Below are 26704 nucleotides of genomic sequence, written 5' to 3'. Positions count from 1 at the left end.
AGGACATACGGCTTCGTGCACCGATCCGGGCTCTTGTCTACGGCCCTGTGCAGATCAGTCGACATGCATCCTGGATGCGTCCAGGGCGTGAGGCTGCTTTATTTCTTGTAGATGCCGGCGGCGATAAACACGTCATCGACCCGTTCGATGTAGGTGGTTTTTGCGTCCAGATCCTTGGTGATGGGATTGGGCCACTTGTAGTCGACCCAGCCGGACCCTTTGGTCTTTGCGATCGCATACATTTCCTTGATAAATTCCTTGCCGTCGCCGTCGCGGAGCTCGAACAGGTACTTGTTGACGATTTTAGGGTTGGCGCCGTGCGCTATCTGCATGCCCTCGTTCGTCATGCTGTACACGAACACGTACAGTTCTTTCTGGACAAATTCACCTTTCGGATCGTTAAAAACCGCGATCGCCTTTTCCTTTCCATTCGCCTTGTAGAACGCGACTGCTCTTTTTACGAGCGCGACTGCTTCCGCCGCCGTTGCCTTTTCCGGAGCGGCAAATGCTGTCGTAGCGCACAAGCCAACAAGGCCACCCAACGCCAGGTTTTTCAACAACTTCAACATGGGACTCTCCAATACAATGTCTCTCAATTTGCGATTTTTGCAGCCGTGACAGGGAGCGATGTGTGGCTCGGCCTCCTTTCGCTAGTTCGCCAGAAAGGCGCGGATCGCCTCTCCGGCCTGGGTGATATCGGTAATGCCGGCCAGGTGGCCGCCCGGTGCATCGATTTCCACATAGTCTGCCGGCGTGCCGTTGGCCTTCAGCTTCGCCGCTTCCGCTTTAGCGCCGGCAGGCGGAAACAGCAGATCCGTGCGCGCTTGCACGATCAGCGTCCTGGCGCGAATTTTCTTCAGCCCGGGATCGACTGCACTGCCGGGAGTGCCGGCAATGAAGAGCTGATTTGCCTTGGTCATGTACAGCATATGATTGGCGTCGGTAGTGCCCCTGGCGCGCGCCATGCCGGCATCTTTCAAGGCCTTCTCGCTCAGGAAGGTATTACGGTAATCGTCCAGCGGATCTTTCCCTTCCACCGCCCACTTGTGGCCGAATGCGGCGGCCATATACTCCGGGTGGCGCGCGCCGACCACGACATTGAAAAAGGCCTGGGCAACGCCATTCAACGGTTCAGGACCGCCGTAGTAGTCGCCATTGTTCCAATGCTGGTCTACCCGTATCGGTCCGCTCCAGTTCTCAAGGGCGGCAATGGCGTAGCCGCTCTGGCTGGTGGTGGCATCGACGGCAATGACGCGTTCCACCATCTCGGGAAACCTGGCTGCCCACTCGTACGACTGCAGACCGCCCATGGAAACGCCAATCGACGCCTGCACCTTGCGCACGCCGAGCGTATCGAGCAGCGCCTTTTGCACCCGCACGAAGTCGGGAATGGTCACCACCGGAAACGACAAGCCGTAGGGCTTGCCCGTGTCGGGATTGATGCTGGCGGGGCCGGTCGTGACCGTGATGCCATCCTTGGAATTCAGGTTGACCAGCGAGTCCACACTGACGACGAAATATTTATCGGTATCGATCGGCTTGCCGGCGCCGATAATGCTGTCCCAATAGCCCGGCAGCTTGTCTTCCGCTTTATATTTTCCCGCCACGTGGGAGTTGGCCGAATAAAAATGCGGCACCAGGATAACGTTGTCGCGCGCGGCGTTCAGCGCGCCGTAGCTCTCCCAGCCGACGCGCACGTTCCTGATCACCTTGCCCCCGACGGTGGTGTAAGCAGGCAGCGAGAAAACCTTTTTTTCCACCAGCCCGTCGTAGGCATGCGCGGATGCGGCCATGAACAGCGCAAGCGCGGAGGTGCTGATGGCGGTATTAATCCAGTACATAGTAGTCTCCTTAGGTATCAGCGATTGCGATCGCCGGCGACACCTTGGCGCCGGTACGCTTGCGGGGCAAGGCCAGCAGTTCGCCGACGATGCCGCGCCGGAAAGCCAGCACACAGGTGATGAAGATGAGTCCCGTGACGATGGTGACCGACTCGCCGAGGGTGTTGAACCATTCAATCCCGGTCAAGGACGCCAGCACGCTGCCGACGTCAGCCAGCTTGTTCTCCAGCAAAATGATCACCAAGGCGCCCACCACGGGACCGGTCAGCGTGCCCAGGCCTCCGACCAGCGTCATCAGCACTACCAGGCCCGACATCGACCAGTGCACATCCGTCAGCGTCCCGAAGCCCAGCACCACTGTCTTGGTGGCGCCGGCCAAGCCGGCCAGCGCCGCCGACAAGACAAACGCCATCAACTTGTACTTGTCGACGTCGTAACCGAGCGAGACCGCGCGTGGTTCGTTTTCCTTGACCGCCTTGAGCACCTGGCCGAAAGGCGAATGCACAGTGCGCAAAATGAGGGCAAAACCCGCGACGAAAATCGCCAGGACCACGTAGTACATCGTCATGTCGTTGCCCAGGTCCAGCATCCCCAGCAGCCTGCCGCGCGGTACGCCCTGCAAGCCGTCCTCGCCGCCGGTGAAGGGCATCTGCACGAACAGGAAGAACAGCATCTGCGCCAGGGCCAGCGTAATCATGGTGAAGTAGATGCCCTGGCGCCGGATCGCCAGGCTGCCCATCAGCAGGCCAAGCGCGGCGGCCACGGCCATGCCGGCGAGGATGCTGAGCTCGAACGGCAGGCCCCAGACCTTCAGCATGTGCCCAGCAACGTAGCCGGCACCGCCAAAGAACGCCGCGTGGCCAAAGGACAGCAAGCCGGTAAAGCCGATCAGCAGGTTGAACGCGCAGGCGAACAAGGCAAAGCACAGCAACTTCATCAGGAACACCGGGTAGACGAAGAACGGCAGCGCCAAGGCTGCGGCAAGCGCCGCCATATATCCAATTCTCTGGTTCATTTCATTTCCTCTTACTTTTCTTTACCGAACAGGCCGGCTGGACGGATGACCAGGACGACAGCCATCACAATGAAGACCACGGTTGCCGACAGTTCCGGATAGAACACCCGGGTCAGGCCCTCCAGCACACCTAGCCCGAGTCCGGTGACAATCGATCCCATGATCGACCCCATGCCGCCGATCACCACCACCGCGAACACGGTAATGATCAGGTTCGATCCCATCAGGGGCGAGACCTGGATCACCGGCGCGGCCAGCACGCCGGCCAGCGCAGCCAGCGCCACGCCAAAGCCGTAGGTCAAGGTCACCATCAGGGGCACGTTGACGCCAAACGCTTCCACCAGCTTGGGGTTTTCCGTGCCGGCGCGCAGGTAGGCGCCGAGCTTGGTTCGTTCAATCACGAACCAGGTGCTCACGCATACAAGCAGCGACGCAACCACTACCCAGGCACGGTAATTCGGCAAGCGCATAAAACCCAGATCGGTGGCCCCGGCCAGCGCCGCCGGTACGGAGAACGGCTGGCCGGACACGCCGTAGAACGAGCGGAACAAGCCCTCCAGCAGCAGCGTGATGCCAAAGGTCAGCAACAGACCGTACAGATGGTCCAGCTTGTACAGCCAGCGCAGCATGGTTTTTTCTACGGCGATGCCGAAAGCACCGACCAGCAGCGGTGCGACGACCAGCATCGCCCAGTAGCTCAGGCCGAAGTGAGTCAGGCCCATCCATGCGAGGAAGGCACCCATCATGTACAGCGCGCCATGGGCAAAATTGATCACGTTGAGCAGGCCGAAAATGACCGCCAGACCCAGCGACAGCATGGCGTAGAACGAGCCGTTGACCAGGCCCAGCAGCAGCTGGCTCAACATCGCTTGCAGGGGAATACCAAAGATTTCCATAAACGGTTTCAATAACGGTTTCGATAAGGGAGGGACAGCACGACGTTGACTCCCGGCAGGCAGGCAGCAGGCAGGGGCAAGCCCATCAATTGCGCATCACTTCCACAGAGCGCACTTGCTTTCAGCTTTGGTGCCGAAGGCCTGCTCCCCCGGAATGGTTTGCACCACCTTGTAGTAATCCCATGGATATTTCGACTCGGACTTCTTCTTGACTTCCATCAGGTACATGTCATGCACCATCCGGCCATCGCCGCGGATGACGCCGTTGCTGGTAAAGAAGTCGCTGATCGGCGTCTTCTTCATCTGCGCCATGACCTTGTCCGGGTTATCGGTGCCGGCCGCCTTGACCGCGTTGAGGTAATGCGCGGTGGCCGAGTAATCCGCCGCCTGCAGCAGCGACGGCATCTTCTTCATTTTGTCGAAGTAGCGCTTGGACCACTTGCGGGTGCCGTCGTTCAGATCCCAGTACCAGCCATCGGTCAGGTACATGCCTTGCGTCAGGTCCAGGCCGAGCGAGTGCACATCGTTGATAAACATCAGCAGGCCGGCCAGCTTCATGGACTTGTTGATGCCGAATTCGTTGGCGGCCTTGATCGAATTAATGGTGTCGCCGCCGGCATTGGCCAGCCCCAGGATCTTGGCCTTCGACGACTGTGCCTGCAGCAGGAAGGATGAAAAATCCGATGCCGATAGCGGATGCTTGACGCTACCGAGTATCTTGCCGCCGTTGGCGTTGACGACATCGGAAGTACTCTTCTCCAGCGACGCGCCGAAGGCATAGTCCGCGGTAAGGAAGAACCATTCCTTGCCGCCTTGCTTGACGATGGCTGAACCGGTCCCCTTTGCCAAGGCAACCGTATCGTAGGCGTAATGCACGGTATAAGGCGTGCACTCTTCATTGGTCAGGCGGGCCGTGGCGCCGCCAATGGCGATGTAGACCTTCTTCTTTTCAGCGGCGACCTTGGCCATGGCGAGGTTGGTGCCGGAGTTGGTGCCGCCGATCAGCATGTCCACGCCATCCTTGTCAAACCACTCGCGCGCTTTGGAGGCTGCGATATCGGCCTTGTTCTGGTGGTCCGCCACCACAAACTCAATTTTCTTGCCGGCCAGCGCGCCGCCGAAGTCGGCGATGGCCATTTTTACGGCCTCCACGCCGCCGGCGCCGTCGATGTCGGCATAGACACCGGACATATCGGTAATCAGCCCGATCTTGATGACGTCCTGCGAGATTTGCGCCTGGGCGATGCCAACCATCGCTGCCAAGGCCGCGCTGACCGCCAGCGACATCACTTTCACATTGCGTTTCATATCATCTCCTGTTTATTGTTGTGTGCTGCTCTGCGGCTTATACGCCCAGCAGTTCGTTAAGAATCGGCATCTTCGATTGCAGTTCTGACGAGGCAAAGGACTCGACGATCTCGCCGTGCTCCATCACATAGAACCGGTCCGCCAGCGGCGCGGCAAAGCGGAAGTTCTGCTCCACCATCACGATGGTGTAGCCCTTGGCCTTGAGCGCGATGATCATGCGCGCCAGCGCCTGCACAATCACCGGCGCGAGCCCTTCGGAAATCTCGTCCAGCAACAGCAGCTTGGCGCCCGTGCGAAGAATGCGCCCCACCGCCAGCATCTGCTGCTCACCGCCGGACAAGCGCGTGCCCTGGCTATGGCGGCGCTCCTGCAAGTTGGGGAACATGGCGTAGATTTCTTCGATCGGCATGCCGCGCTCCGTCCTGGAAACAGCGGGCGGCAGCAGCAGGTTCTCTTCCGTCGAGAGCGAAGCGAAAATGCCGCGCTCCTCCGGGCAGTAGCCGATGCCGAGATGCGCCACCTTGTGTGTGGGCAGGCCGATCGACTCGACGCCGTTCACCTTGATCGAGCCCGTGCGCTCACCGGTCAGTCCCATGATGGCCCGTAGCGTGGTGGTGCGCCCGGCGCCGTTGCGGCCCAGCAGTGTCACCACTTCGCCCGGCTGCACCACCAGATTGACGTTATGCAAAATGTGGGATTCGCCGTACCACGCTTGCAGCTTTCGGATTTCCAATGCAGGCGTGCCCATCAATGCGCTCCTTCCAATGCCACCGCGCTGGTGCCCATATAGGCTTCCATCACCTGGGGGTTGTTCGACACTTCGTCATAGCTTCCCTCGGCCAGCAGGGCTCCGCGCTGCAAGACCGAGATCTTGTCGCAGATGCCAGACACCACGCTCATGTTGTGCTCCACCATTAAAATGGTGCGGTTGGCGGAAACCCTCTTGATCAATTCGGTCACGCGGTGCACGTCTTCGTGGCCCATGCCCTGCGTCGGCTCGTCCAGCAGCATCAGCTCCGGTTCCATGGCCAGGGTGGTGGCAATTTCCAGCGCGCGCTTGCGGCCATAGGGCAGATCCACCGTGACCGTATCGGCGAAGCGCTCCAGGTCGACCGTTGCCAGCAGCTCGCGGGCACGCTCGTTGAGCTTGTAGAGCGTGGCCTCGCTCTTCCAGAAATGGAAGGACGTCCCCAGCGCGCGCTGCAATCCGATACGCACGTTTTCCAGCACGGTCAGATGCGGGAAGACGGCAGAAATCTGGAAGGACCGGATCACGCCGCGATCGGCGATGCGCTCCGGCCTCAAGCCCGTGATGTCCTGGCCGTTGTACAGGATGGCGCCGGAAGTCGGCGTCAGGAATTTCGTCAGCAAATTAAAACAGGTGGTCTTGCCGGCGCCGTTCGGGCCGATCAAGGCATGGATATGGCCACGCTGGACCTTCAGGTTGACTGCATTGACGGCCGTGAATCCCCTGAACTGTTTCGTCAGGTTGCGCGTCTCCAAGATGACGTCTGTCATCGCTCCTCCAGTAGTGTCGATGGATGCCCGCGAGGGCGTATTGGGCGGTCAGAAAGCCGCTTGATAAATGGCCAGGGCGGCGCTTTCCGTCACCTCACGCGGATTGTTGGCGAGCAGGCGGGTTTGCAGCATGGCGCTGTTCGCCAGCCGGGGCAGATCGGTTACCTTGACGCCAACCTGGCGCAGGGTGGTCACCATCTGGGTTGCCTCGGCAAGCCCCTCCAGGTACTGGACGAGCGCCAGCGCGCGCGCTTCGGTGCTGCCCTTGCAACCCGGCACCGCCACATCAGCAAGCTCGGCATAGAGCGCGTGCGCAGCCGGCAGGTTGAAACGCAGCACATGCGGCAGGACCAGCACGTTGGAGGCACCGTGTGGAACATGGAATATCCCGCCCAGCGGATAAGCCAGCGCATGCACGGCAGCGACCGGCGCATTGGCGAAGGCCTGGCCTGCCAGCATGGCGCCCAGCAGCATGCCTTCACGCGCACGATGGTTGTTGCCATCCCGGCATGCAGGCAGCAAATTGTCCGCCATGATTTTGATTGCCTGCATTGCCAGCATGTCCGACATCGGATTTTTACGGACCCGGCTGGTGTACGCCTCGATCGCATGCACCATCGCATCCATGCCGGTGGCTGCCGTGATCCTGGCCGGCAGACCGACGGTGAGCTCGGCGTCGAGAATGGCAAGGTCGGCGTACAGATGCGGCGACACGATGCCGGCCTTGGTGGTTTCGCCGGTAGTGACGATGGAAATCGGCGTCACTTCGGAGCCGGTGCCGGCGGTGGTAGGAATTTGCACCAGCGGCAGCCGCGGCCCTGTCACCTTGCCCACGCCGTACATATCGTCAAGCGGCTGGCCGGATGCCGCCAGGACCGCAATGAGTTTTGCCACGTCCAATGATGATCCGCCGCCCAGGCCCACAATGATCTCCGCGCCGGCCGCACGGGCGCGGGCGGCCGCCGCCGCCACCACCGCTTCCGGCGGGTCGGCCACCACGTCGTCGATCACGCAGACTTCCCAGCCTTGCTCCCGCAAGCTGGCCAGTGCCGGGGTGAGCAGGCCGCTGTTGTGAAGGAAAGCATCGGTGACCAGGCACAGACGGCGCAGCGGATAGCGTTCCCGCAAGATGGCGCCGAGCCGGCGGGCGCCGCCAAACTCAATAATAAAGCGCGGGACAGTTTGAAATTCGAAGCTTGTCATGTCTCTTCCAGTCAGCACTAGACCTGTTCGCACAGGTATTTGATCTCGAGGTATTCGTCGATGCCGAAATGGGAACCTTCACGTCCCAGGCCCGATTGCTTGACTCCGCCAAACGGCGCGACCTCATTGGAAATGACGCCGGTGTTAATCCCTACCATGCCGCATTCCAGCGCTTCGGCAACGCGGCGGCGACGGCCGAGGTCGTTGGTGTAGAAGTAAGCGGCCAGACCGAACTCGGTGTCGTTGGCCATCCGGATGGCTTCGGCTTCGGTACTAAAGCGGAATACCGCAGCGACCGGTCCGAATATCTCTTCCCTCGCGAGCCGCATTGCCGGCGTAACGTCCGCCAGCACTGTCGGCTGGAAGAAGGTGCCGCCGGCGGCATGCCGCGCGCCGCCCGCCAGCACCGTGGCGCCACCTTCCAGGGCGTCGCCGATCAGCGCTTCCACCTTGGCCAGCGCCCGGCTGTCAATCAGCGGCCCCTGCGCCACGTCCGCTTCCAGGCCATTGCCCACCTTGAGCATGCGCACCCGGCTGGCAAGCGCCATCGTGAATTGGTCGTAGACGGCGTCCTGCACCAGGAAACGGTTGACGCACACGCAGGTCTGGCCACTGTTGCGGAACTTCGCCTTGATGGCGCCGTCCACGGCCCGTTCAATGTCCGCATCGTCAAACACAATAAACGGCGCATTGCCGCCAAGTTCAAGCGACAGGCGCTTGATGGTCGGCGCCGACTGGGCCATCAGCACGCGGCCGACCTCGGTGGAGCCGGTAAACGAGAGCTTGCGCACGTCGGGGCTGGCGGTCATCACGCCACCGATGGCCCGCGAGTCGCCCACCAGCACTTGCAGCACGCTGCCCGGAATGCCGGCCCGTTCGGCCAGCGCGGCCAGCGCGAGCGCCGACAGCGGCGTCAACTCAGCGGGCTTGACAATCATTGCACAGCCCGCTGCCAGGGCAGGCGCGACTTTACGGGTGATCATCGCCGCCGGGAAGTTCCAGGGGGTGATTGCTGCACAGACTCCCACCGGCTGCTTCAGTACGGAAATCTGGTGGTTTCTCTCCGGATGGGGCAGGATTTCACCGGCGATGCGCTTGGCCTCTTCCGCATACCATTCAACGAACGACGCCGCGTACTGGATCTCGCCCCTGGCCTCGCTCAGCGGCTTGCCCTGCTCAAGCGTCATGATGAGCGCTAGATCGTCAATATTGGCCAGGATGGCGTTGAACCAGGCCCGCAGCAATTCCGCCCGCTCCTTGCCACTCAGGCACTGCCATTGCTTCTGCGCCGTTACGGCATGCGCGACAGCGCGCTGCGCCTCCGCCGCGCCTACCGCTGCCACATCGGCCAGCAACTCCCCTGTTGCAGGGTTGCACACCGCCAGCGTTTTGCCATCGTCGGCGTCGATCCATTGACCGCCGAGATAGGCTCGCTCGCGGAACAAGCTTGAATCCTTCAGTTTCATTTCGTCTCCGTTGTCCCGTATGCGGGATGTTGTTCTGTATTCAGGATGACTGAATCATAGAAGACGTTTTCCGGGCGGTCAATCACTATTTTTCGTGCGGTCGTGCGAAAATCGCACGTATTTTCAACTGCCAGCGTTCCCGCGCCTGGCGTCTTTGTTCAGCAAAGTGATCTCATATGTCTTCCAGTCCGGTTCCCGGGGCGTCAAACTTCACCAGTTCGTCCGAGGCCCTCGATACGCCACAGGCGGCCAAGAATCTGGCGCCCGCAGTGATGAAAGCGGCGCAAATCCTTGATGTATTCGCCCAGAGCACAGCGCCGATTTCGCTGGCGGAGCTGGCGCGTACCGTTGATCTGCCAAAGAGCACGCTGCACACGCTGTGCAATACGCTGGTTCATCTACGCCTGCTGAACCGCCTCGACACAGGCCAGATGTCATTCGGGCCGCACGTGATGACTTGGGCGAACGCGTTCCTGTCCCGTAGCGACGTGACGCAAGAATTTTTCTCGGTCTGGAATGAAGTCAATGTGCTGCCGCAAGAGACCATCACGCTGTCCGTGCTCGATGGCGGCAGCGTGATCTATGTCGCGTGCCGTAACGGAAATCGGCCGCTCGGTGTTACGTTCCGCATCGGCATGCGCTTGCCCGCGCCCTACACCGCGACCGGCAAGGCCATGCTGAGCACTGTGCCTGAACAGGAAATCAGGGCGCTGTATTCGGACGGCTGGCCGGCGCCGCTAACGCCGGCGGGAACTCCGGATCTCGCTGCATTCCTCGATGAAATGCGCGAAGTGCGTATCCGTGGCTTCTCCGTCGACGATGGCGAAGTGCGTGAGGGCATGCATTGCTTTGGCGCGCCGGTCTTCGATTCGACCGGGGCGCGTGCGGTGGCGGGGGTGGCAGTCAGCATGCTGTCCCAGGAAATCACCCCGGAGTCGGAGCTGGCGGCCGGGAATGCCATTCGCCTGATTGCAGATCGCCTATCCCAAAGACTGGGCGCAAACGTTCGATGACAACACGGAGCGAGTAATGAATATTGAAATAGCAAATATCTTCAACGTCCACGAAGCGGCGGCACTGTTTGACCAGTACCGCGTTTTCTACGGCAAGCAGTCCGATCCCGAAGCCGCGCGACGCTTCCTGTCCGAACGGCTGGTGCACCAGCAGTCGGTGATCCTGCTGGCCAGGGACGAGTCCGGCGCCAGCGTCGGGTTCACGCAGCTCTACCCGACCTACTCCTCCGTATCGATGCGCAAGAAATTCATCCTCAACGATTTGTTCGTGTCGCCGCAGGCGCGCGGCAAGGGCGTGGGCGCGGCACTGCTGGAGCAGGCCAAGCTGGTGGCCAGGGAGTACGGCGCGGTGGGGCTGGCGCTGTCGACGGCGGTCACCAACGAGAGCGCGCAGCAGCTGTACAAGTCGAACGGCTGGGAACTGGAGACCGATTTCCTCAGCTTTAATTTTTCGCTCTAATGAGTGGCCGGCGCGCTGGTGCCTCAAGCTCCGCGATCACATCCCGCCCCGATTGAAGGCATGCGGCGCGCCCGCCGCCAGGCGCACCAGTTCATCGACCGTCACGCGCACTTTCGGCTGCAGGTGCCAGGTCTTCTGCCACACCACGTGGATCGGCATCGCGCCGCCCGTCAGATCGGCAAGCACCTCGACCAGCGCGCCGCGGCGCAGCGCGTCGCCGGCGAGCCACGTCGGCAGCTGCGCCAGTCCGCAACCGGCGAGGCAGGCGCTTTCCAATGCGTCGCCGTCGAAGAATTCATGGCGCATCGGCACCTCGTGCGCTGCGCTCTCGCCTTGGGCGTTTTTCAGCAGCCACGTCGGCCGGTTGCCGCGCCGCCAGCCGACCAGGCAGTCGTGGCGGTACAAGTCCGCATGGGTCAGCGGCGTGCCGCGGCGCGCCAGGTAATCCGGCGCCGCGCAGATCACCAGGGTCTGCTCTCCCAGGCGGCGCGCGACAAGATCCGGATAGTCGCCTAAAGCGCCGATCCGCACAGCCAGGTCGATGCCCTCTCCCACCATGTCGACCGCGCGGTCGCGCAGGGTCACCGACATATCCAGTTTCTCGTGGCGCGCGCACAGCGCGAGCAAGGCCGGCATCACATGCCGTCGGCCAAAGGTGGTCGGCAGGTCGACGCGCAGCCGGCCGATTGGATGCTGGTGGCCGGTGCTCAGGAAGGACTCGGTCTGCACCAGTTCTTCCAGCACGCGCCGGCAGCTGGCCAAGTAAGCCTCGCCCTCGGTGGTCAGGTCAATGCGCCTGGTCGTGCGGTGCAGCAGCTGCACGCCGAGGCGCGCCTCCAGACGCGAAATGCTCTTCCCCACGGCCGAACCGGTGACCCCCAGCAGGCTGGCTGCCGCCGTCAGGCTGCCAGCGTCGACAGCGGCAACAAACTCCCTGATGCCTGAAAAACGGTCTTCCATCCGCGCTCGATTCTGGAATATGAGGATTGAATGCCTGGAATTATAACTACTTACTCCACTCAACGGACCGAATTACACTGGATACCAGTCGGGGCGCCTTGCTCCACACATCACCCACTGGAGAACATAATGAAAGCATGGATGCTGAAAGACTTTGGCCTGGCTAACCTGGTACCGGGCGAAGTGCCTACGCCGATACCCCTGGCCGGCGAGTTGCTGATCAAGGTGGGGGCCGTGTCCCTGAACTTCCGCGACAAGGCGATCGTCGACGGGATATACGAGCCACACCTGGTGCCGAAGAACCTGATTCCGGTATCCGATGCTGCCGGTACGGTCGTCGCAGTTGGCGCCGGCGTGACCCGCTTTCAGGTCGGCGACCGCGTCAACTCGCACCTCTATTCCCGCTGGATCGACGGCGAACCGGGCCCGGACGAGCCGGCGTACTGCTTCGGCATGCCGCTGCCCGGCGGCCTCGCGGAATTCATGATCATCCATGAGGACAGCGCTGTCCGTGCCCCGGGCGGAATGAGCGACGAAGAGGCATCAACCCTGCCGATCGCCGCACTCACCGCCTGGTACGCGCTCATGGACGTCGGCCACCTGCAGCCTGGCCAGACTGTGCTGGTGCAGGGCACCGGCGGCGTCTCGATCTTCGCAGCCCAGATCGCCGCGGCCCATGGCGCCCGCGTGATCGCCACGTCGAGCAGCGATGCCAACCTGGCCAAGGTGAAGGCGCTGGGAGTGAGCGACGGCGTCAACTACCGCACGCATCCGGACTGGGAACAGGAAGTGCTGAGGCTCACCGCCGGCAAGGGCGTGGACGTGACGATCGACGTCGCCGGCGGCGACGGGCTGAACAAATCAGTGCTGGCGACCAAGGCCGCCGGCGTCATTGCGCAAGTCGGCTTCCTGACCGGCCAGACGGCGCAGCTGCAACTGATGCCGCTGATCTTCCGGCAGACCACGATACGCGGCATCGCGGTAGCGCCAAGGACCTCGTTCGACCGCATGAATCCCTTCCTCGAACAGCATGGCATCAAGCCGGTCATTGACAAAGTATATGCCTTCAGCGAGGCGGTCCAGGCATTCGAGCACCTCGCGCGCGGCCCCTTCGGCAAAGTCGTCATCAGGGTCGCCGGCTGATCGTCCAGCAAGGGCTGATTAGTGCCGGGAGCGTTTCCGCTTGACTTAGAGCGCACTCGAAGCTTTAGCCTGTCTGCGGGATGACTGTTTCATCTCACACGACAACGCTAAAGGAGCGAAACGATGACACTAAAACGCCTACTGATTTCAACGGCATGCCTGTTTGCGGGAACGGTTTCAGCGGCACCCGCCGCGCCGGCGGACAATACCGAGCGCCGTGCGCGCGGCATGGCGACCATCGCCAAGATCACCGGCAACGAAGGCAGGCGGGTGGTCGATTCCCTGCGCGACATGTCCCCCGAACTGGGCAACTGGATCGTGGACTTTGCCTATGGCGATGTGTTTTCCCGGCCCGGCGTATCGCTGTGCACCAGGGAGCTGGCCACCGTCTCTGCGCTCACCGCGCTGGGCAATGCGCAGCCGCAGCTCAAGGTCCACATCGAGGGCGCGCTCAACGTGGGCTGCAAGCCGGAAGAGATCATCGAGATCATCACGCAGATGGCGGTCTATGCCGGTTTTCCCAGCGCACTGAATGGCATCAGCGCCGCGCGCGAAGTGTTCGAGAAACGCGGCATCAAAGCCCCGCGCGCTCAGTGATGCAGCAGGCCGGCCAGCCGCGCGCATTCGATCGGCTTGGCGAAATAGTGGTCGAAGCCCGCGCTGAAGGCGGCCTCGCGGTCTTCCGGCTGGCCGTAGCCGCTCACGGCGATCAGCACCGCGTTCGCGGTCTCCGGCCGGCTTCTCAACAGCCGCGCCAGCGCGAAGCCATCCATGTCCGGCAGGCCGATGTCGAGCAGGCAGAAATCCGGCGCCTCCTTGTGCGCGCGCTCGATGGCGGCGCGCGGGTGCAGCTCGACAAAGGCCTGGTGCCCCAGCTCCTCGATCAGGATGCCCAGCATTTTCGCCGCGTCGGCATTGTCGTCGACCACCAGCACCTTGAGCGCTTCGGCGGGAGCACCCGCCGGTAGCGCGTGCGGCTGGAGCAGTGGCGGCGCTTCCTGGTCCGCGCGGCGGGGCAGCCACACCTCGAACACGCTGCCCTTGCCGATGCCGTCGCTGTGGACGGCAATGCTGCCGCCGTGCAGCTCCACCAGCCGTTTCACCAGCGCCAGCCCGATGCCCAGCCCGCCCTGCGCCCGGTCCGACGTGCGCGTGGCCTGGGTGAACAGCTCAAACACGGTGGGCTGCAGTTCGGGCGCCATGCCGATGCCGTTGTCCGCCACGCTGATGCGGATGCTGCCGCCCTCCACCGCCATGCCAAGCGCGATGTCGCCGCCTTCGGGCGTGTACTTGGCCGCATTGTTGAGCAGGTTGGTGACCACCTGCACCAGCCGCTTGGCATCGCCGTCCAGGAAAGCGTCTTCCGGCGGCGTGTGCACGGCCAGGCGGTGGCGGCGCGTTTCGATCAGCGGCCGCACTTGCTCAACCGCATCGGCCAGGATGCGCCGCGCATCCAGCCGGGTCTTGTCGAGCGTGACCAGGCCGCGCGTCACGCGCGACACATCCAGCAGGTCGTCGACCAGCCCGGTCATGTGCTTGACCTGGCGCGCGATGATGCCGCTGGTCTGCCGGATGCGGTCCTCCCCGGCCTTGCCCAGCGCCAGCAAGTCGGCCGCCGCCGAGATGGGTGCCAGCGGGTTGCGCAATTCGTGCGCCAGCATGGCGAGGAATTCGTCTTTCCGGCGGTCCGCCTGGCGCAACGCGTCCTCCGCACGGATGCGGTCGCTGATGTCCATCTGCGCCACCACGGCGCCCACGATCCTGCCCTGGCCGTCCCGCACCGGCGCGCCGGTGATCAGGACGGTGCGCTGCACCGGCGGCACATCGAACGATTCAATGGTGACGATGTCGCGCGGATGCTCTTCGCCCGCCAGGATGCGCGCGGTGGTCCATTCCCCGGGCTCCAAACGCCTGCCGTGCCGCGCCGAGTGGTCGGCCCACCAGCCTTTCCAGGCGCCGAAGGTGTCGACGCTGCTAGGGTGCGGCTGCTGTTCGCCCCACAGCTGGCGATGGGCCGCGTTAGCCAGCAGCATGCCGCCCGCCGCATCGCTCACCACGATGCCCACCGGGGCGGCCTGCAGCAGTGCGCTCAGCTTGTTGCGTTCGGAGTCCGCCAGGGAAGCCGCTTCGATGGCGGACTGCTCGCTGCGGCGCAGGCTCTCCGTCATGCGCTTTTGCGCGGTGATGTCCTTGAACAGGATGGCCACCCTGGCGCCGTCTTCCTCTTCGATCCGGAACGCAAACACGTCGTACCAGCGGTCCAGCGCCTTGGCCTCGTTCTCGAAACGCACCGGCACGCCGGTGGCGGCAACCCGTCCGTAGACCTCGAACCAGTGGGCTTCGTGGTCCGGCGCCAGCTCGCGCATGCGCTTGCCCACCGCGTCGACCAGGCCGGTCTGGTGCTGGAAGCTGGGGTTGAGTTCGCAAAAGCGGTAGTCGCATGGACGGCCGTCCCCGTCCCACAGCACTTCAACAATGCAAAAGCCTTCGTCGATCGACTCGAACAGCGAGCGGTAGCGCTGCTCGCTGGCGCGCAGTTTCTGTTCAGTCAGGCGCCGCTCTTCGGTACGCACGGCAACCCGCTCTTCCAGCGTTTCGTTGACCTGCCGCAGGCGCCGGTTGGCGATCGAGATCTGCTGCGCCTGCTCGTCCATTTCCGCTGCCATGCGGGCGCTGCGCTCCCGGGCCTTGACGAACTCGGTCACGTCTTCCACGCAGTGGATGATGTGGCTCAGCTCGCCTTCCGCGTCGAACACCGGCGTGTTGACGGGGCTCCAGTGGCGCTCTTCGAAACGCATGCCGTCCCGGCTGGTGACGGGAATGTCGTATTTTTGCATTGCCATCGCGTCGGGCTGCCCGGAGTGCAGCACCCGCAACAGCGAGGCGCGCAAGGCGGCCACGCCGCTGGCGGCGGGGTCGTCCGGATTGTCCGGAAACACGTCAAACACGTCGCGGCCGATGATGTCGTCGTGCACCGTTCCGGTCGCCCGCAGATAGGCTTTATTCGCGGAAACGATCTTGAAGTCCGTGGCCAGGACGAGGTATGGCGACGGCGTGGCCTCGAACAGCGCTCGATAATCGGGAATGGCAGCGGTCGACAGATGCAAATGCGGCTCCATGATGCCTGTGTCAGGGTGGCGCTCGCGGCGCGGACTCTTTGTGCAGGACGAGCATAGCATTGCCTCGCAAGCGGTGCCGCATGGATGATCGCGGCACGTTCTGAAATTCGTACATTCGTGTTTTTATAGCTTAAATTGCGCCTTGCTGATCGTACATCCGTCATTACCATGTCATAAACGGCCGATAAGATCACAGCCTCCATTCACTCCCAGGCTGAGATAAATCCATGAACCACCGCTTGATCATGAGCGCCGGACTGGCCTTGTGCGCCAGTCCCGCCTTCGCGCTGAACATCGTGCTGACCAACGATGACGGCCTCACCAGCAACCTGAAGGCGCTGTACGACGAACTGAAGTCCGCCGGCCATTCGGTCATCGTGTCGGTGCCCTGCTCGCCGCAAAGCGGCCGCAGCTCCGCCATCGTCATGTACAGCACCACCACCATCGTGCCCGACAACGACAAGACCCAGATCGAAGCGGAAAAAGGCTGCCACAACGGCGCCGCACCGGTCGGCGCGCCAGCAGTGGGACCGTTCACCAAGACAGGCTACACCGGCGGCGATTTCAACTACGTGCACGGCACCCCGGTGATGTCCCTGATGTACGGCCTGGACGTGCTGGCCCCTGCGCGCTGGGGCAAGGCACCGGACCTGGTGCTGTCCGGTCCCAACGAAGGCCAGAACGTGGGCAAGCTGGTGATCAACTCCGGCACCATCGGCAATGCGCAGTTCGCCGCAGGCCGTGGCCTTCCCGCCATCGCGCTGAGCGCGGGCACCAACAGTACCGACAACAACACGCTGGCCAGCCCGGTCTCGCGCACTGTCGCGCAACTGACCACCAGGCTGCTTACCACCCTGCAAGCCAAGGCCGGCACCGGCCCGCTGCTGCCTGCCGGCGTGGCGCTCAACGTGAACTTCCCGGACACGCCCGCAGCGAACGCCAGTTGGGCCTTTACGCGCCAGGGCAGCTACGACACCTACAACCTGAAGTTCAGCAGCGCGGCGCCGTGGGGCTTGTCCGGTTCGGCGCCGGGTACGCCCACTGCCGAGCAGGCCGAGGATGAAGCGCTGGTGTACAAGACCAAAGTGGCGGTGACCGCCATGCAGGTGGGCTACGAACAGCGCCCTGCCGCCCAGCAGTGGCTGCGCCTGCGTCTGCGCGACCTCTTTGCCCAGTGAGCCGCGCCATGAAGCCTTTTTTCCCTATCCCGCGCCGCGCGGCCCTGGCACTGGTCTCGCCACTGCTGCTCAGCGCCTGCAGCAGCGACACGCCGGAAGCGGTGCTGCCGCCCACCGTGAAAGTGACCGAGCTGGCTGCCGGAACCTATGCCGTCAGCGCCGGCGATGCCACAAACCCGAGCGCAGGCAAATACTACGCCGCAGCGGACGGCAGCCGCCTGCTGGTTCTCAGCAATAGCGCGCAGCAGGCCACGGCCGTGTACAGCCGCGAAGGCAACGGCACGTGGCAGGCCATGCCTGCCGCCACCAAGGACGCGTCGCTGGAGCTGCTCAACAGCAGCGCCATTCCTTCGAACGTGATCAATGTGGCGGCCATCGCCAGGAGTTACGCGGTGCGCCTGGCGGCGGGCGGCGTGGCGGCGTTTTCCGTGAACGCGAACGGCGATATCGTGGCCGGCAACAGCAGCTGCAAGCTGTCCGGCAAACTGACGGCGAGCTCGCTGCCGTATGCGCTCAAGCTGTCGTTGACGGCTTCCGGCTGCGGCGACCTGCCGGCGCAGTCGGACGGCTTCCTGGTGGTCGACAGCGACTACGCGCCAGCGGGATTCCGCCTGCTCGCTTCCGGCGCCGCCGCGCCGGTCGATCTGTGGGCTTATCCGGAGTAAGGCTGTCCCGACTCGCGCAGCCAGTCCGCAGCTGCCGCGAAGGCCGAGGCGACCGATAGCTCGGACGCCTCGCCGGGTGGCTCGGTGTTGGTCAAGCCGGTCAGTCCCATCGACACCACCTGCGCGCACAGCGCATCGATGCCGCCTGCCGCAGGCATGTATTTCCCGAAGACTTTTACCAGGTTGTTGCCGCGCCGGCTGCGCATGCCCGCCGTGTAGGCAGCCAGCCCGGGCATGCGTGCCGCCGCGATGGCCATGGCGAAATTCGCGCGCGCCAGGTCGAGCTTCTGGCCATCGCCTTCCGTACGCAGCCGCTGCAAATCCGCCAGGCTGTCCGCATTCACCGCCGTCAGGATGTGCGCGGCGATAGATTCCAGGCCCGCCATTACCAGCTCGTGCTGTGTGGGAAAGCGGTAGCTCAGCGTGGTATGCGGCACCCCGATCTCGGCCGCGATGGCCCGGTGCGTCAGCCCGCCGACGCCCTGCGCCGCCAGCCGTATGCCGCAAGCCCGCGCGGCCCGCGCAGCCCATTCGGGTGTGCGCGCGGAACCCGGCCGGGCCGCACTGCCTTCCGCACCGGGCTGCATCTGCTCGAACAGCAAGGCGAACAGAGTGGCGTCCGCCGCGTCCGGAGACGATGCGGCGCCGCCGTGGAACAGGCGCTGCAGGCACAGGCGGCGCAGCATGCGGTAGGCCGGCTGCGCGTCCAGCGCCATGCTGTAGGCCAGTTCGGCGACCACGTAGCCATGCCACCATCCGCATGCCAGCAAGGCAGGCGCCAATCCAGCCCGGTGCGCAAACTCGTCCCAGAACGCGCGCTGCTGCGCGCGCCACGCGGCAAACGCGGGCTGCAGGGACGGGTCCCACGTGCATGCGTGCAGGAGTTCCAGGTACAGCAGGGACACCGCGCGCTGCTGCGTGGCCTGCTCTTCCAGGATGGCTTCCGCCAGGTCGGCGGCCATGGCTGGCGGCATGCTGCGCAGGGCTGCCAGCGTGGTGCGCCAGCGCTCTGCCTGCAGCGCGTCCTGCGCGCAGGCGGCGCTGCAGATGGCGGCGATGATGTCGGCGCGCGCGCCGTAGTGTGTGGTGAGCACCGTTACCGATACACCCAGCGTGTCAGCCAGCGGGCGCAGCGTCAGGCCGGCCAGGCCTTCGCTGAGAACGATGCGGCAGGCGGCATCCAGCAAGGCATCGGCTGTCGGCGCTTTTCTGGATTTTTTTGCGGCGGCTTGCTCGATCAATCGGAACTCGTGGCGTGAAGGCTGGGTCTGGGCTGACCATCACGCCGATTGTAGTTCAGATCAGCCCGCGGCGGAAAGAAGCGGCCGACGCGTTGCCCATCTTCGATGTTACGGTACGCCGCTTGAAATGCGTCCGGCATCGCCTACCTTGTTTGGAAGGAGGGCCGGGATATGAAAAAGTTAACGATGTGGAAGCGGATGCTGCCGTGCCTGGCAGCATGGGCCATGGCGCTGTTCGGCGCGGCGCTCCATACCGCAGCGGCGGCCGCGCCGGTGCAGGGGAATGCAGGCTGCCTGGGCGAGGCTGCCGAAGCCGCGCTCAGGCAGCGGGAAACCGCTTTGCTCGGCGCCATGCATGCGAACGACCACGCCGATGCGCGCGGCTATCGATGCCAGGCGCTCCAGGCCGGACCCGGCGCGCAGTTGGCCGATGCAACGCCGGCAGCCGCCGTGAGCGGTGCGCCCGCCGACGTCGGCAGCTGGAGTGCGCCGTTTGGCATTCCCGTCGCGGGCATCACGTCGGTGCTGCTGCACACCGGGAAGGTGCTGTTCTGGTCCTACGATCCGGCGAACTCCAGCACGGCCGGCTCCAGCAATACCGGCGTGGCCATGGTGTGGGACCCGGTCACGCGCGCGGGCACCGCTGTCACGCCGCCGGAAAATATCTGGTGCGGCGGCCAGACCATCCTGGCCGACGGCAGGGTGTTTGTAGCCGGCGGCAACCTGCGCTATCCGGACCCCAGCGCGCCGGCCGGACAGACCGGCTTTCAAGGCGCGCTATCGAGCTACACCTTCCATCCCCTGTCCCAGACCTGGACGCGGCAGCCGGACATGGCCAACGGCCGCTGGTATCCCACCGTCACCAAGCTGGCGGACAACCGCGTGGCTATCGCCAGCGGCTATGACGAGACCGGGTCCGAAGCCATCAACCAGGCCATCGAAATCTTCACGCCCGCCGCCGATCCGGACGGCACCGGCACCATGAGTACGGTTGCCATCCACAATGCCTCCGGCCTCTATCCCTTGCAGTTCCTGATGCCGTCGGGACAGGTGCTGCAAGCCGGCCCGCCCTGGAACAACACGGTGCTGTTCACGCCGCAAGCCAGTGGAACGTGGCCGGTGAGCGCGGTGCCGCCCATGCTGGCATCGCACTACAACTTTGGCAACGGCATCAGCGTGACCGATGCCGCGCGCACGCCGGCGAAGCAGCTGGTGATGGTGGCCGGCGGCGCCAACAATAGCGTGGTCGGAACCAATAACGAATGGCTGGACGGCATGAATCCAGGCGCGGGATGGAAGCCGTATCCTCGCTGGCTGCAGGCGCGCCACAATGCCAACACCGTTATCCTGCCGGACGGCACGCTGTTCACGGTGGGCGGCAACAGCAGCGGCGGCACCTATGGCAGTCCGCTGCTGGAAAGCGAGCTGTACAACAAATCTGCCGAGGATACGACCGGGCTGTGGGTGAGCATGGCGCCCAACAGCATCCCGGCCGCCTACCACTCCAGCGCCATCCTGCTGCCGGACGCGACGGTACTGCTGTCGGAAGACGACCGCGACCCGGCCCAGGCCAGCCTGCACCGCGCGCAGGTCTATTCGCCCCCCTATCTGTTCCGCGGGGCCAGGCCGAAGATTCAGGACGGGCCGTCGACGGTGGCTGCCGGCGGCAGCTATGCCTTCTTCATCGACGACGGCAAGAAGATTGTCGGGGCCACGCTGGTGGCGCCGGGCGCGGTTACCCATGCCAACGATATGCACCAGCGCCTGGTGCGGCTCGCGCATGTGCAGAAGGGGCGCGAGGTCAGAATTACGGTGCCCGCGTCAAAAGCCCTGCTGCCGCCCGGCTACTACATGCTGTTCCTCATCAGCGAGAGGGGCGTGCCCTCGGCGGCACGCTTCGTGCGCGTGCAGTAACGGCCAGCTCAGGGCTCAGATCAGGGCTCAGCTCAGGCCTCAGATCAGGCCGCGCCGGAAATAAGAGCGCGGTTTCGATACCGGCAGGTCCGCCACGTCCAGCGTGGGCGCCAGGCCCAGCTGGTCGGAAGCACGCACCTTGCCCTCCGGACCGAGCACGCGCGCGATCACGCCATGGTTGATGCCTATGCTCTTCAGGAAGTCTTCCGCGGCGGGGGTGCCGATGTCGCGCTGTACCTCCAGCGCCTGGCGCACCACGTATTCCAGTGAATGCCACCCTGCGGTTTCGGAAGTTGCCTTGGCTTGCTCTCGTCGGTCGTGCTCTGGACTCATGATGGGCCTCGTCTACGCTGTGGTGGGGTAAGAATAATCCCATGGTACTTGATCCTGCTGCAAATGGCACACGGCGCGTTTGCCCAGCTATATCGTTATCGATATCACTCCAGCGAAAAACGCTATTGGTCTGCCGGTTTGCAGGCCGGGATAATGGCTTCACAATGACAACCATGAAGACGCCATGAAACTCCCCGCTCTCCTGCTGTGCCTGGCCGCTGCCCTCCCCGCGCAGGCGCACACCACGCCGGACACGAAACTCATGTACGGCGTGGCCTACTACGATGAATACATGCCGCAGGAGCGCCTGGCCCAGGACGTGGCCATGATGCAGGCGGCCGGCATCAACACGGTGCGCATCGGCGAGTCCACCTGGGGCACCATGGAAACCAGCCCGGGCGTGTTCGACTTTACGCACCTGGACCGGGTGCTGGCGGCCATGCACGCAGCGGGCATCGGCGTCATCATCGGGACGCCCACTTACGCCATCCCGACCTGGCTGGCCAGGCAACACCCGGACATCCTGGTCACCACGCCGGCCGGGCGCGCCAGGTACGGCCCGCGCCAGAACATGGACATCACCAACGTCCACTTCAGGCAGGCCGCCGAGCGCGCCATGCGCAAGATGCTGGCGCACGTGAAGGACCACCCCGCCGTGATCGGCTACCAGGTGGACAATGAAACCAAGCCCTACAACACCTCCGGTCCGAACGTGCAAAAGCTGTTCGTTGCATACTGCAAGCAGAAGTTCGGCACGCTGGCGGCGCTGAACCAGGCCTTCGGTCTGGACTACTGGAGCAACCGCATCAACCGCTGGGAGGACTTCCCGTCCACCGACGGCAGCATCAACGCCAGCCTGTCCGCGGAGTTCGCGAAGTTCCAGCGCAAGCTGGTGACCGACTACCTGGCCTGGCAGGCGCGCATCGTGCGCGAGTACAAGCGCCCCGGCCAGTTCATCACCCACAATTTCGACCTGGACTGGAAGGGCCATAGCTACGGCATCCAGACCGAGGTGGACCACTTCGCCGCCGCCGCCGCGCTGGACGTGGCCGGGGTGGACATCTACCACCCCACGCAGGACAAGCTGACCGGCCTGGAAATCTCCTTCGGCGGCGACCTCACGCGCTCCATGAAAGGGGGCAAAAACTACTACGTGATGGAGACCCAGGCCCAGGGCTTCCCGGACTGGACGCCCTACCAGGGCCAGCTGCGGCTGCAGGCCTACAGCCACCTGGCTTCCGGCGCCAACATGGTGTCCTACTGGCACTGGCACTCGATCCACAATTCCTTCGAGACTTACTGGAAAGGCTTGCTCAGCCACGACTTCGAGCCGAACGCGCCCTACCTGGAAGCCAAGACCATCGGCGCCGAGTTCGCCCGTATCGGCCGGCACCTGGTGAATCTGCGCAAGGACAACGAGGTGGCCATCCTGTTCAGCAACGAAGCCCAGACTGCCCTCAACCATTTCCCGCACGGCTTGAAGTACAACGACATCCTGCGGCCGTTCTACGACGGCCTGTACAACATGAACGTGGGCGTGGACCTGCTCGATCCCGGCAGCGGCCCCTTCGAGCGTTACAAGCTCATCATCGTGCCGGCGCTGTACGCGGCCCCCGACAGCCTGCTGGAGAAACTCAACGCCTACGCGCGCAACGGCGGCCACGTGCTGTACACCTTCCGCAGCGGCTTTTCGGACCAGAACGTGAAAGTGCGGCACGGCAGCCAGCCCGGCCTGATCGCCGAGGCGGCCGGCATCCGCTACGACCAGTTCACCATCCCGCACGGCGTGCCGCTGGCCGGGCACGGCTATGCGGTGAGCGGCAAGGACAATGAGGCGAACAGCTGGATGGAAATGCTGACACCCGGCAGCGCGCGCGTGCTGGCGCGTTACGACCACGCGGCCTGGGGCAAGTACGCCGCGCTCACCGAGAACGATTACGGCAAGGGCCTGGTCAGCTACGTGGGCTTCATGCCGTCCAGCGCCATGATCGCCGCCATCCTGGCCGACCGTGTGGCCAAGGCCGGCGTGGCGCCGGACAGCGATCTGAGATTCCCCTTGATCAGCAAGAGCGGCACCAACCAGCTGGGCAAGCGGGTGCACTACTACCTGAACTACTCCGCCAGCCCGGCCGAGGTCACGTACCGGTGGAAGGATGGCGTGTCGCTGCTGGCCCCGGCCCAGGCGCTTGCGCGCGAGGGCGATACGCTCAAGCTGGAACCGTGGGGCGTGGCCATCGTCGAGGAGCGATGACGGCGGGGCGCCGGCTCAGGCGCGCAGGTCCGGCGCGGCGACCGTCGGCACGCCCTGGGCAAGCGCCGCCGCCTCCTGCGCAACCATGGCGCGCTGATACCCTACACGCGCCTGGAGGCGCTGCCAATAGGCCTGCACGGCGGGCGTGAAGCGGGCCGCCAGTCCGAGGTGCTGCGCCAGCAGCAGGGCATAGCCCACGGATACGTCGGCCGCCGTGAAGCGCTGGGCCGCCAGGTAGTCCTGCTGTTCCAGCAACGGCTCCAGCGTGCGCAGGCGGGCCAGGAACCACTTGGTGTAATCCTCCACCACCTGCGCGCTGCGCCGCTCGGGCGGCTCGAAATGCGCGTAGCGCAGCAGCAGCGTCTGCGGGAAGGTCAGCGTGGCTTCGCCGAAGTGCAGGTAGTTCAGGTAGGCCGCGTAAGCCGCGTCGTCCGGCGCCACGTCGAGTGCCGCGTCACTTGCCCGCGCGCCTGCCCGTGTGGCCAGGTACTGGCAGATGGCGGCCGACTCGGTCATGCGGATGGCGCCGTCGAACAGCGCCGGCACGGTGCCCAGGGGATTGATGTCCAGGTAGCCCTTGTCGAACACGCGCGGCGGAAACGACAGCATCTTCAGCTGGTACGGCAAACCCAGCTCTTCCAGCATCCACAGGGGACGGAAGGAACGCGCGCTCATGCAATGGTAAAGCGTGATCATGAAGCTCCCTAAAATACGCAGCTAAAAAATAAGCCGCTAAAACAGATTGCCCTGCGAGGTGGTGAGGCCGGCGAAACTATCGTTCATGGGCAGCAGTATAGCGTCGGCGATGGGTTGCAGCTGCTTGCTCAGGTAGTGCTCGTAATCGATGCTGGACTTGACCGCTTCCAGCGGCTCGGCGCCGCTGGTGGTCATCAGGTAGCTGATCCAGCCGCCGTTCTGGTAGCGCAGCGGCCGCTGCAGGGACTTGTTGTAGTCGTCCGCCAGGCGCGCGGCGCGTACCTGCGGCGGCACGTTCACCTGGTATTCGTCCAGCCGGTGCCGCAGGCGCTTGCGGTACACCAGCAGTTCGTCGAACTCGCCCGAGACGGTCTTGCGCACGTACTCGCGCACGTAGTCCTGGTACGGCTGGTTGCGGAAGATGCGGTTGAACAGGCCCTTCTGGAATTCGTGCGCCAGCGGCGTCCAGTCGCTGCGCGCCACTTCCAGGCCGCGGTAGATCACTTCCTCTTCGCCCTTGCCGTTGGCGCTCAGGCCCGCGTAGCGCTTCTTGCTGCCCATCTCGGTGCCGCGTATGGTGGGCATGAAGAACTTGCGATAGTGCGTGTCGAATTCGATTTCCAGCTGGCTGTCCAGCCCCAGCTCGCGCTTGAGCTTTTCCTTCCACCAGGCGTTGATCCGGTCCACCAGCCCCTGGCCGATGGCGATGGCTTCGGCGTCCGCATATTCCTTCTTGAGCCAGATGAAGATGGAGTCCGTGTCGCCGTAGATCACGTCATAGCCGGCCTGCTCCACCAGTTCGCGCGTGAGCTTCATCATCTCGTGCCCGCGCAGCGTGACCGAGGACACCAGCTTGGGATTGAAGAAGCGGCAGTCGGGCGAACCGAGCACGCCGCAGAAGGAGTTCATCAGCAGCTTGAGCGCCTGCGACAGCGCTTCGTTCTTCTGCCGCTTGGCTTCGTCGCGACCGGCCGACAGGGTGTTGACGATGGCTGGCAGGCAGTGCTGGGTGCGCGAGAACACGGCGCCGCGGAAGCCGGGTATGCCCTCTTCGGGCGCAGCAGCCGCGCCTTCGATCAGGCCCACCGGATCAACCATGAAGGTGCGGATGATGGACGGGTACAGGCTCTTGTAGTCGAGCACCACCACCGAGTCGTACAGGCCGGGCTTGGAGTCCATCACGAAGCCCCCAGGCGAGGGGCCTACTTCGATGTCGCCCACGCTGGGTGCCACATAGCCTTCGCGGTGCATGCGTGGCAGGTAGTGGTGGCTGAAGGCGGCAATGGAGCCGCCGAAGTGGTCGGCCTGCAGTCCGGTCACGTGCGAGCGCTCCAGGATGAAGGCCATCAGGCGCGCCTTGTCGAAAATGCGCGTCACCAGCTCGCAGTCCTTCAGGTTGTACAGGGCCAGGGCTGGCTTGTCCTCGCGGAAGCGGCGCTCGATTTCGGCCATCTTGTCGTAAGCGTCGCCGATGTCCTTGCCTTCGCCCAGCATGGTTTGCGCCACGTTTTCCAGGCTGAAGGACGGAAAACTCCACGAGGCAGCGCGCAAGGCTTCGATGCCGTCCAGCGCGATGCGGCCGGCCAGCGAGGCAAATACGTATTCCTGCTTGGCCTGGTGCTTGCGCCAATCGATCTGCTTGCCCTCGCGGCCCAGCAGCAGCGGCACCTTGTGCTTGTCGGCGTTCTTTTGCAGCACGCGCAAGTCGAACTGCACCAGGCTCCAGCCGATGATCACGTCGGGGTCGTGGCGCTGAAACCAGGCATTCAGCTTCTCAATGAGCTGGCGCGGCGTGGCGCAGTATTCGAGACTGAAGTTCATGGCCGGCGCATCGGCGGGCGCCGCGCCCAGCATGTAGACCTGACGCTGGCCGCAGCCTTCCAGGGCGATCGAATACAGGTCTTCATAGGCGCTGGTCTCGATGTCGAGCGACACCATCTTCAGCGCGGGGCGGTAATCCGGCGCGGGCTTGAGCTTGCAGCCGGTGATGGTGTGGCCGTGCTGCTCGCCGCCCTCGACCTGTACGGAGGCGGTGATGAAGCGCTCCATCAGGTAGCGCTCGGGCGGGCGGATGTCGGCTTCGTACAGCTTGATGCCGCGCTCGCGCAGCGTGCGCTCCAGCGCCGTCAACTGCTTGTAGTGGCTGGTGTAGACGCCCACCACGGGCTGCCGGCTGAAGGTCTTGAGCGGCAGCTCGCGCACGTCCGCGCGCTGGCCTGACCTGCCTTCCAGCGCCAGCTGGGCTTCGATGGCCGGCCGCTGGCCGGCCTCGGCGAAGGCGACCGAGGTTTGCGCGTCCAGCCTCACCTTGCGCGGCCCGTCGTCCGTCGCCAGCCAGAACTCGATCTCGGTGCCGTCGCGGGTGTCGCGCCAATGGCGGGTCAGGATGAAGCCTTGCTGGGAAGTCGGAGCCACGGTGCGGTATCTTAATGCGATGCCGGAATTATACTGTATATAAACCCAGCCACGGACTGTTGAACTAAG

The 26704-nt window shown here is 64.0% G+C and carries 23 protein-coding genes; 8 read left to right on the top strand and 15 right to left on the bottom strand.

Going from position 1 to position 26704, the window contains the following annotated elements:
- Positions 1 to 98: 98 nt before the first annotated feature.
- The 9 genes from ASC94_RS20020 to ASC94_RS19980 form a co-directional block, all read right to left on the bottom strand.
- Complete coding sequence (locus tag ASC94_RS20020; RefSeq protein ID WP_056399320.1) at positions 99 to 569, bottom strand: cache domain-containing protein; 471 nt, start codon at positions 567 to 569, stop codon at positions 99 to 101.
- Between the two features lie 81 nt (positions 570 to 650).
- Positions 651 to 1841, bottom strand: coding sequence for a homoserine O-acetyltransferase (locus ASC94_RS20015; RefSeq protein WP_056399318.1), 1191 nt, complete (start codon positions 1839 to 1841; stop codon positions 651 to 653).
- A gap of 10 nt (positions 1842 to 1851) precedes the next feature.
- Complete coding sequence (locus tag ASC94_RS20010) at positions 1852 to 2856, bottom strand: branched-chain amino acid ABC transporter permease (RefSeq protein ID WP_056399315.1); 1005 nt, start codon at positions 2854 to 2856, stop codon at positions 1852 to 1854.
- Positions 2857 to 2867: 11 nt separating this feature from the next.
- Positions 2868 to 3752 carry a branched-chain amino acid ABC transporter permease gene (locus ASC94_RS20005; protein WP_056399304.1) on the bottom strand — a complete coding sequence of 295 codons (885 nt, stop codon included), beginning with the start codon at positions 3750 to 3752 and terminating at the stop codon, positions 2868 to 2870.
- A 96-nt stretch (positions 3753 to 3848) separates the two neighbouring features.
- The gene (locus tag ASC94_RS20000; RefSeq protein WP_200955790.1) at positions 3849 to 5060 is read right to left on the bottom strand and encodes an ABC transporter substrate-binding protein; all 1212 of its coding nucleotides are present in this window, start codon (positions 5058 to 5060) and stop codon (positions 3849 to 3851) included.
- 37 nt (positions 5061 to 5097) lie between these two features.
- Positions 5098 to 5808 carry an ABC transporter ATP-binding protein gene (locus tag ASC94_RS19995; RefSeq protein ID WP_056399301.1) on the bottom strand — a complete coding sequence of 237 codons (711 nt, stop codon included), beginning with the start codon at positions 5806 to 5808 and terminating at the stop codon, positions 5098 to 5100.
- Positions 5808 to 6578 (bottom strand): ABC transporter ATP-binding protein, encoded by a 771-nt coding sequence (locus ASC94_RS19990; RefSeq protein WP_056399298.1) that lies wholly within the window; start codon positions 6576 to 6578, stop codon positions 5808 to 5810. The genes ASC94_RS19995 and ASC94_RS19990 overlap by 1 nt, the downstream gene beginning before the upstream one ends.
- A gap of 48 nt (positions 6579 to 6626) precedes the next feature.
- Positions 6627 to 7781 (bottom strand): iron-containing alcohol dehydrogenase, encoded by a 1155-nt coding sequence (locus ASC94_RS19985; RefSeq protein ID WP_056399295.1) that lies wholly within the window; start codon positions 7779 to 7781, stop codon positions 6627 to 6629.
- Between the two features lie 17 nt (positions 7782 to 7798).
- Positions 7799 to 9247, bottom strand: a complete 1449-nt coding sequence (locus tag ASC94_RS19980; protein ID WP_056399293.1) for an NAD-dependent succinate-semialdehyde dehydrogenase — start codon at positions 9245 to 9247, stop codon at positions 7799 to 7801.
- 176 nt (positions 9248 to 9423) lie between these two features.
- Here ASC94_RS19980 and ASC94_RS19975 point away from each other — a divergent pair, with 176 nt between their 5' ends.
- The gene (locus ASC94_RS19975) at positions 9424 to 10260 is read left to right on the top strand and encodes an IclR family transcriptional regulator (protein WP_082616689.1); all 837 of its coding nucleotides are present in this window, start codon (positions 9424 to 9426) and stop codon (positions 10258 to 10260) included.
- A 16-nt stretch (positions 10261 to 10276) separates the two neighbouring features.
- Entirely contained in the window at positions 10277 to 10720 is a 444-nt protein-coding gene (locus ASC94_RS19970) for a GNAT family N-acetyltransferase (protein ID WP_056399291.1), read from the top strand.
- Between the two features lie 36 nt (positions 10721 to 10756).
- On the opposite strand, the gene ASC94_RS19965 is transcribed toward ASC94_RS19970, so the two are convergent.
- Positions 10757 to 11680, bottom strand: coding sequence for a LysR substrate-binding domain-containing protein (locus ASC94_RS19965; protein ID WP_056399288.1), 924 nt, complete (start codon positions 11678 to 11680; stop codon positions 10757 to 10759).
- Between the two features lie 129 nt (positions 11681 to 11809).
- On the opposite strand from ASC94_RS19965, the gene ASC94_RS19960 reads away from it, so the two are divergent.
- Positions 11810 to 12823 carry an NAD(P)-dependent alcohol dehydrogenase gene (locus ASC94_RS19960; protein WP_056399284.1) on the top strand — a complete coding sequence of 338 codons (1014 nt, stop codon included), beginning with the start codon at positions 11810 to 11812 and terminating at the stop codon, positions 12821 to 12823.
- Between the two features lie 123 nt (positions 12824 to 12946).
- Positions 12947 to 13420 carry a carboxymuconolactone decarboxylase family protein gene (locus tag ASC94_RS19955; RefSeq protein WP_082616688.1) on the top strand — a complete coding sequence of 158 codons (474 nt, stop codon included), beginning with the start codon at positions 12947 to 12949 and terminating at the stop codon, positions 13418 to 13420.
- Here ASC94_RS19955 and ASC94_RS19950 read toward each other — a convergent pair.
- A complete protein-coding gene (locus tag ASC94_RS19950) occupies positions 13414 to 15930 on the bottom strand; it encodes an ATP-binding protein (protein WP_162251443.1) in 2517 nt (838 codons plus the stop codon). The two genes, ASC94_RS19955 and ASC94_RS19950, sit on opposite strands and share 7 nt — an antisense overlap.
- 239 nt (positions 15931 to 16169) lie before the next feature.
- On the opposite strand from ASC94_RS19950, the gene ASC94_RS19945 reads away from it, so the two are divergent.
- Positions 16170 to 17120, top strand: a complete 951-nt coding sequence (locus tag ASC94_RS19945) for a 5'/3'-nucleotidase SurE (protein WP_056399272.1) — start codon at positions 16170 to 16172, stop codon at positions 17118 to 17120.
- 8 nt (positions 17121 to 17128) lie between these two features.
- Positions 17129 to 17785 (top strand): hypothetical protein, encoded by a 657-nt coding sequence (locus ASC94_RS19940; protein ID WP_157201526.1) that lies wholly within the window; start codon positions 17129 to 17131, stop codon positions 17783 to 17785.
- Here the strand turns inward: ASC94_RS19940 and ASC94_RS19935 are convergent.
- Complete coding sequence (locus tag ASC94_RS19935) at positions 17773 to 18972, bottom strand: TetR family transcriptional regulator (RefSeq protein WP_056399267.1); 1200 nt, start codon at positions 18970 to 18972, stop codon at positions 17773 to 17775. The genes ASC94_RS19940 and ASC94_RS19935 overlap by 13 nt on opposite strands.
- Positions 18973 to 19197: 225 nt before the next feature.
- Between ASC94_RS19935 and ASC94_RS19930 the strand changes: the two genes are divergently transcribed.
- Positions 19198 to 20940, top strand: a complete 1743-nt coding sequence (locus ASC94_RS19930) for a galactose oxidase-like domain-containing protein (protein WP_229417343.1) — start codon at positions 19198 to 19200, stop codon at positions 20938 to 20940.
- 39 nt (positions 20941 to 20979) lie between these two features.
- Here ASC94_RS19930 and ASC94_RS19925 read toward each other — a convergent pair whose 3' ends face one another.
- Positions 20980 to 21273, bottom strand: coding sequence for a hypothetical protein (locus ASC94_RS19925; RefSeq protein ID WP_056399263.1), 294 nt, complete (start codon positions 21271 to 21273; stop codon positions 20980 to 20982).
- Positions 21274 to 21457: 184 nt separating this feature from the next.
- Here ASC94_RS19925 and ASC94_RS19920 point away from each other — a divergent pair, with 184 nt between their 5' ends.
- Entirely contained in the window at positions 21458 to 23524 is a 2067-nt protein-coding gene (locus ASC94_RS19920; protein ID WP_082616686.1) for a beta-galactosidase, read from the top strand.
- Between the two features lie 15 nt (positions 23525 to 23539).
- Here ASC94_RS19920 and ASC94_RS19915 read toward each other — a convergent pair whose 3' ends face one another.
- Positions 23540 to 24220 (bottom strand): glutathione S-transferase family protein, encoded by a 681-nt coding sequence (locus ASC94_RS19915; protein WP_056399260.1) that lies wholly within the window; start codon positions 24218 to 24220, stop codon positions 23540 to 23542.
- A 36-nt stretch (positions 24221 to 24256) separates the two neighbouring features.
- Positions 24257 to 26635 carry a DNA polymerase II gene (locus ASC94_RS19910; protein WP_056399258.1) on the bottom strand — a complete coding sequence of 793 codons (2379 nt, stop codon included), beginning with the start codon at positions 26633 to 26635 and terminating at the stop codon, positions 24257 to 24259.
- Positions 26636 to 26704 lie beyond the last annotated feature (69 nt).

It is taken from the genome of Massilia sp. Root418, assembly GCF_001425265.1.
GTDB lineage: Bacteria > Pseudomonadota > Gammaproteobacteria > Burkholderiales > Burkholderiaceae_D > Rugamonas.
Note: the sequence above shows the minus strand (reverse complement) of the source record. Positions and strands in the feature narration are given on the sequence as shown.

Excerpts from the sequence above, each read along its gene's own strand:
- ASC94_RS20020 (WP_056399320.1), bottom strand. The coding sequence starts at position 569 with ATGTTGAAGTTGTTGAAAAACCTGGCGTTGGGTGGCCTTGTTGGCTTG.
- ASC94_RS20015 (WP_056399318.1), bottom strand. The coding sequence starts at position 1,841 with ATGTACTGGATTAATACCGCCATCAGCACCTCCGCGCTTGCGCTGTTC.
- ASC94_RS20010 (WP_056399315.1), bottom strand. The coding sequence starts at position 2,856 with ATGAACCAGAGAATTGGATATATGGCGGCGCTTGCCGCAGCCTTGGCG.
- ASC94_RS20005 (WP_056399304.1), bottom strand. The coding sequence starts at position 3,752 with ATGGAAATCTTTGGTATTCCCCTGCAAGCGATGTTGAGCCAGCTGCTG.
- ASC94_RS20000 (WP_200955790.1), bottom strand. The coding sequence starts at position 5,060 with ATGAAACGCAATGTGAAAGTGATGTCGCTGGCGGTCAGCGCGGCCTTG.
- ASC94_RS19995 (WP_056399301.1), bottom strand. The coding sequence starts at position 5,808 with ATGGGCACGCCTGCATTGGAAATCCGAAAGCTGCAAGCGTGGTACGGC.
- ASC94_RS19990 (WP_056399298.1), bottom strand. The coding sequence starts at position 6,578 with ATGACAGACGTCATCTTGGAGACGCGCAACCTGACGAAACAGTTCAGG.
- ASC94_RS19985 (WP_056399295.1), bottom strand. The coding sequence starts at position 7,781 with ATGACAAGCTTCGAATTTCAAACTGTCCCGCGCTTTATTATTGAGTTT.
- ASC94_RS19980 (WP_056399293.1), bottom strand. The coding sequence starts at position 9,247 with ATGAAACTGAAGGATTCAAGCTTGTTCCGCGAGCGAGCCTATCTCGGC.
- ASC94_RS19975 (WP_082616689.1), top strand. The coding sequence starts at position 9,424 with ATGTCTTCCAGTCCGGTTCCCGGGGCGTCAAACTTCACCAGTTCGTCC.
- ASC94_RS19970 (WP_056399291.1), top strand. The coding sequence starts at position 10,277 with ATGAATATTGAAATAGCAAATATCTTCAACGTCCACGAAGCGGCGGCA.
- ASC94_RS19965 (WP_056399288.1), bottom strand. The coding sequence starts at position 11,680 with ATGGAAGACCGTTTTTCAGGCATCAGGGAGTTTGTTGCCGCTGTCGAC.
- ASC94_RS19960 (WP_056399284.1), top strand. The coding sequence starts at position 11,810 with ATGAAAGCATGGATGCTGAAAGACTTTGGCCTGGCTAACCTGGTACCG.
- ASC94_RS19955 (WP_082616688.1), top strand. The coding sequence starts at position 12,947 with ATGACACTAAAACGCCTACTGATTTCAACGGCATGCCTGTTTGCGGGA.
- ASC94_RS19945 (WP_056399272.1), top strand. The coding sequence starts at position 16,170 with ATGAACCACCGCTTGATCATGAGCGCCGGACTGGCCTTGTGCGCCAGT.
- ASC94_RS19940 (WP_157201526.1), top strand. The coding sequence starts at position 17,129 with ATGAAGCCTTTTTTCCCTATCCCGCGCCGCGCGGCCCTGGCACTGGTC.
- ASC94_RS19930 (WP_229417343.1), top strand. The coding sequence starts at position 19,198 with ATGAAAAAGTTAACGATGTGGAAGCGGATGCTGCCGTGCCTGGCAGCA.
- ASC94_RS19925 (WP_056399263.1), bottom strand. The coding sequence starts at position 21,273 with ATGAGTCCAGAGCACGACCGACGAGAGCAAGCCAAGGCAACTTCCGAA.
- ASC94_RS19920 (WP_082616686.1), top strand. The coding sequence starts at position 21,458 with ATGAAACTCCCCGCTCTCCTGCTGTGCCTGGCCGCTGCCCTCCCCGCG.
- ASC94_RS19915 (WP_056399260.1), bottom strand. The coding sequence starts at position 24,220 with ATGATCACGCTTTACCATTGCATGAGCGCGCGTTCCTTCCGTCCCCTG.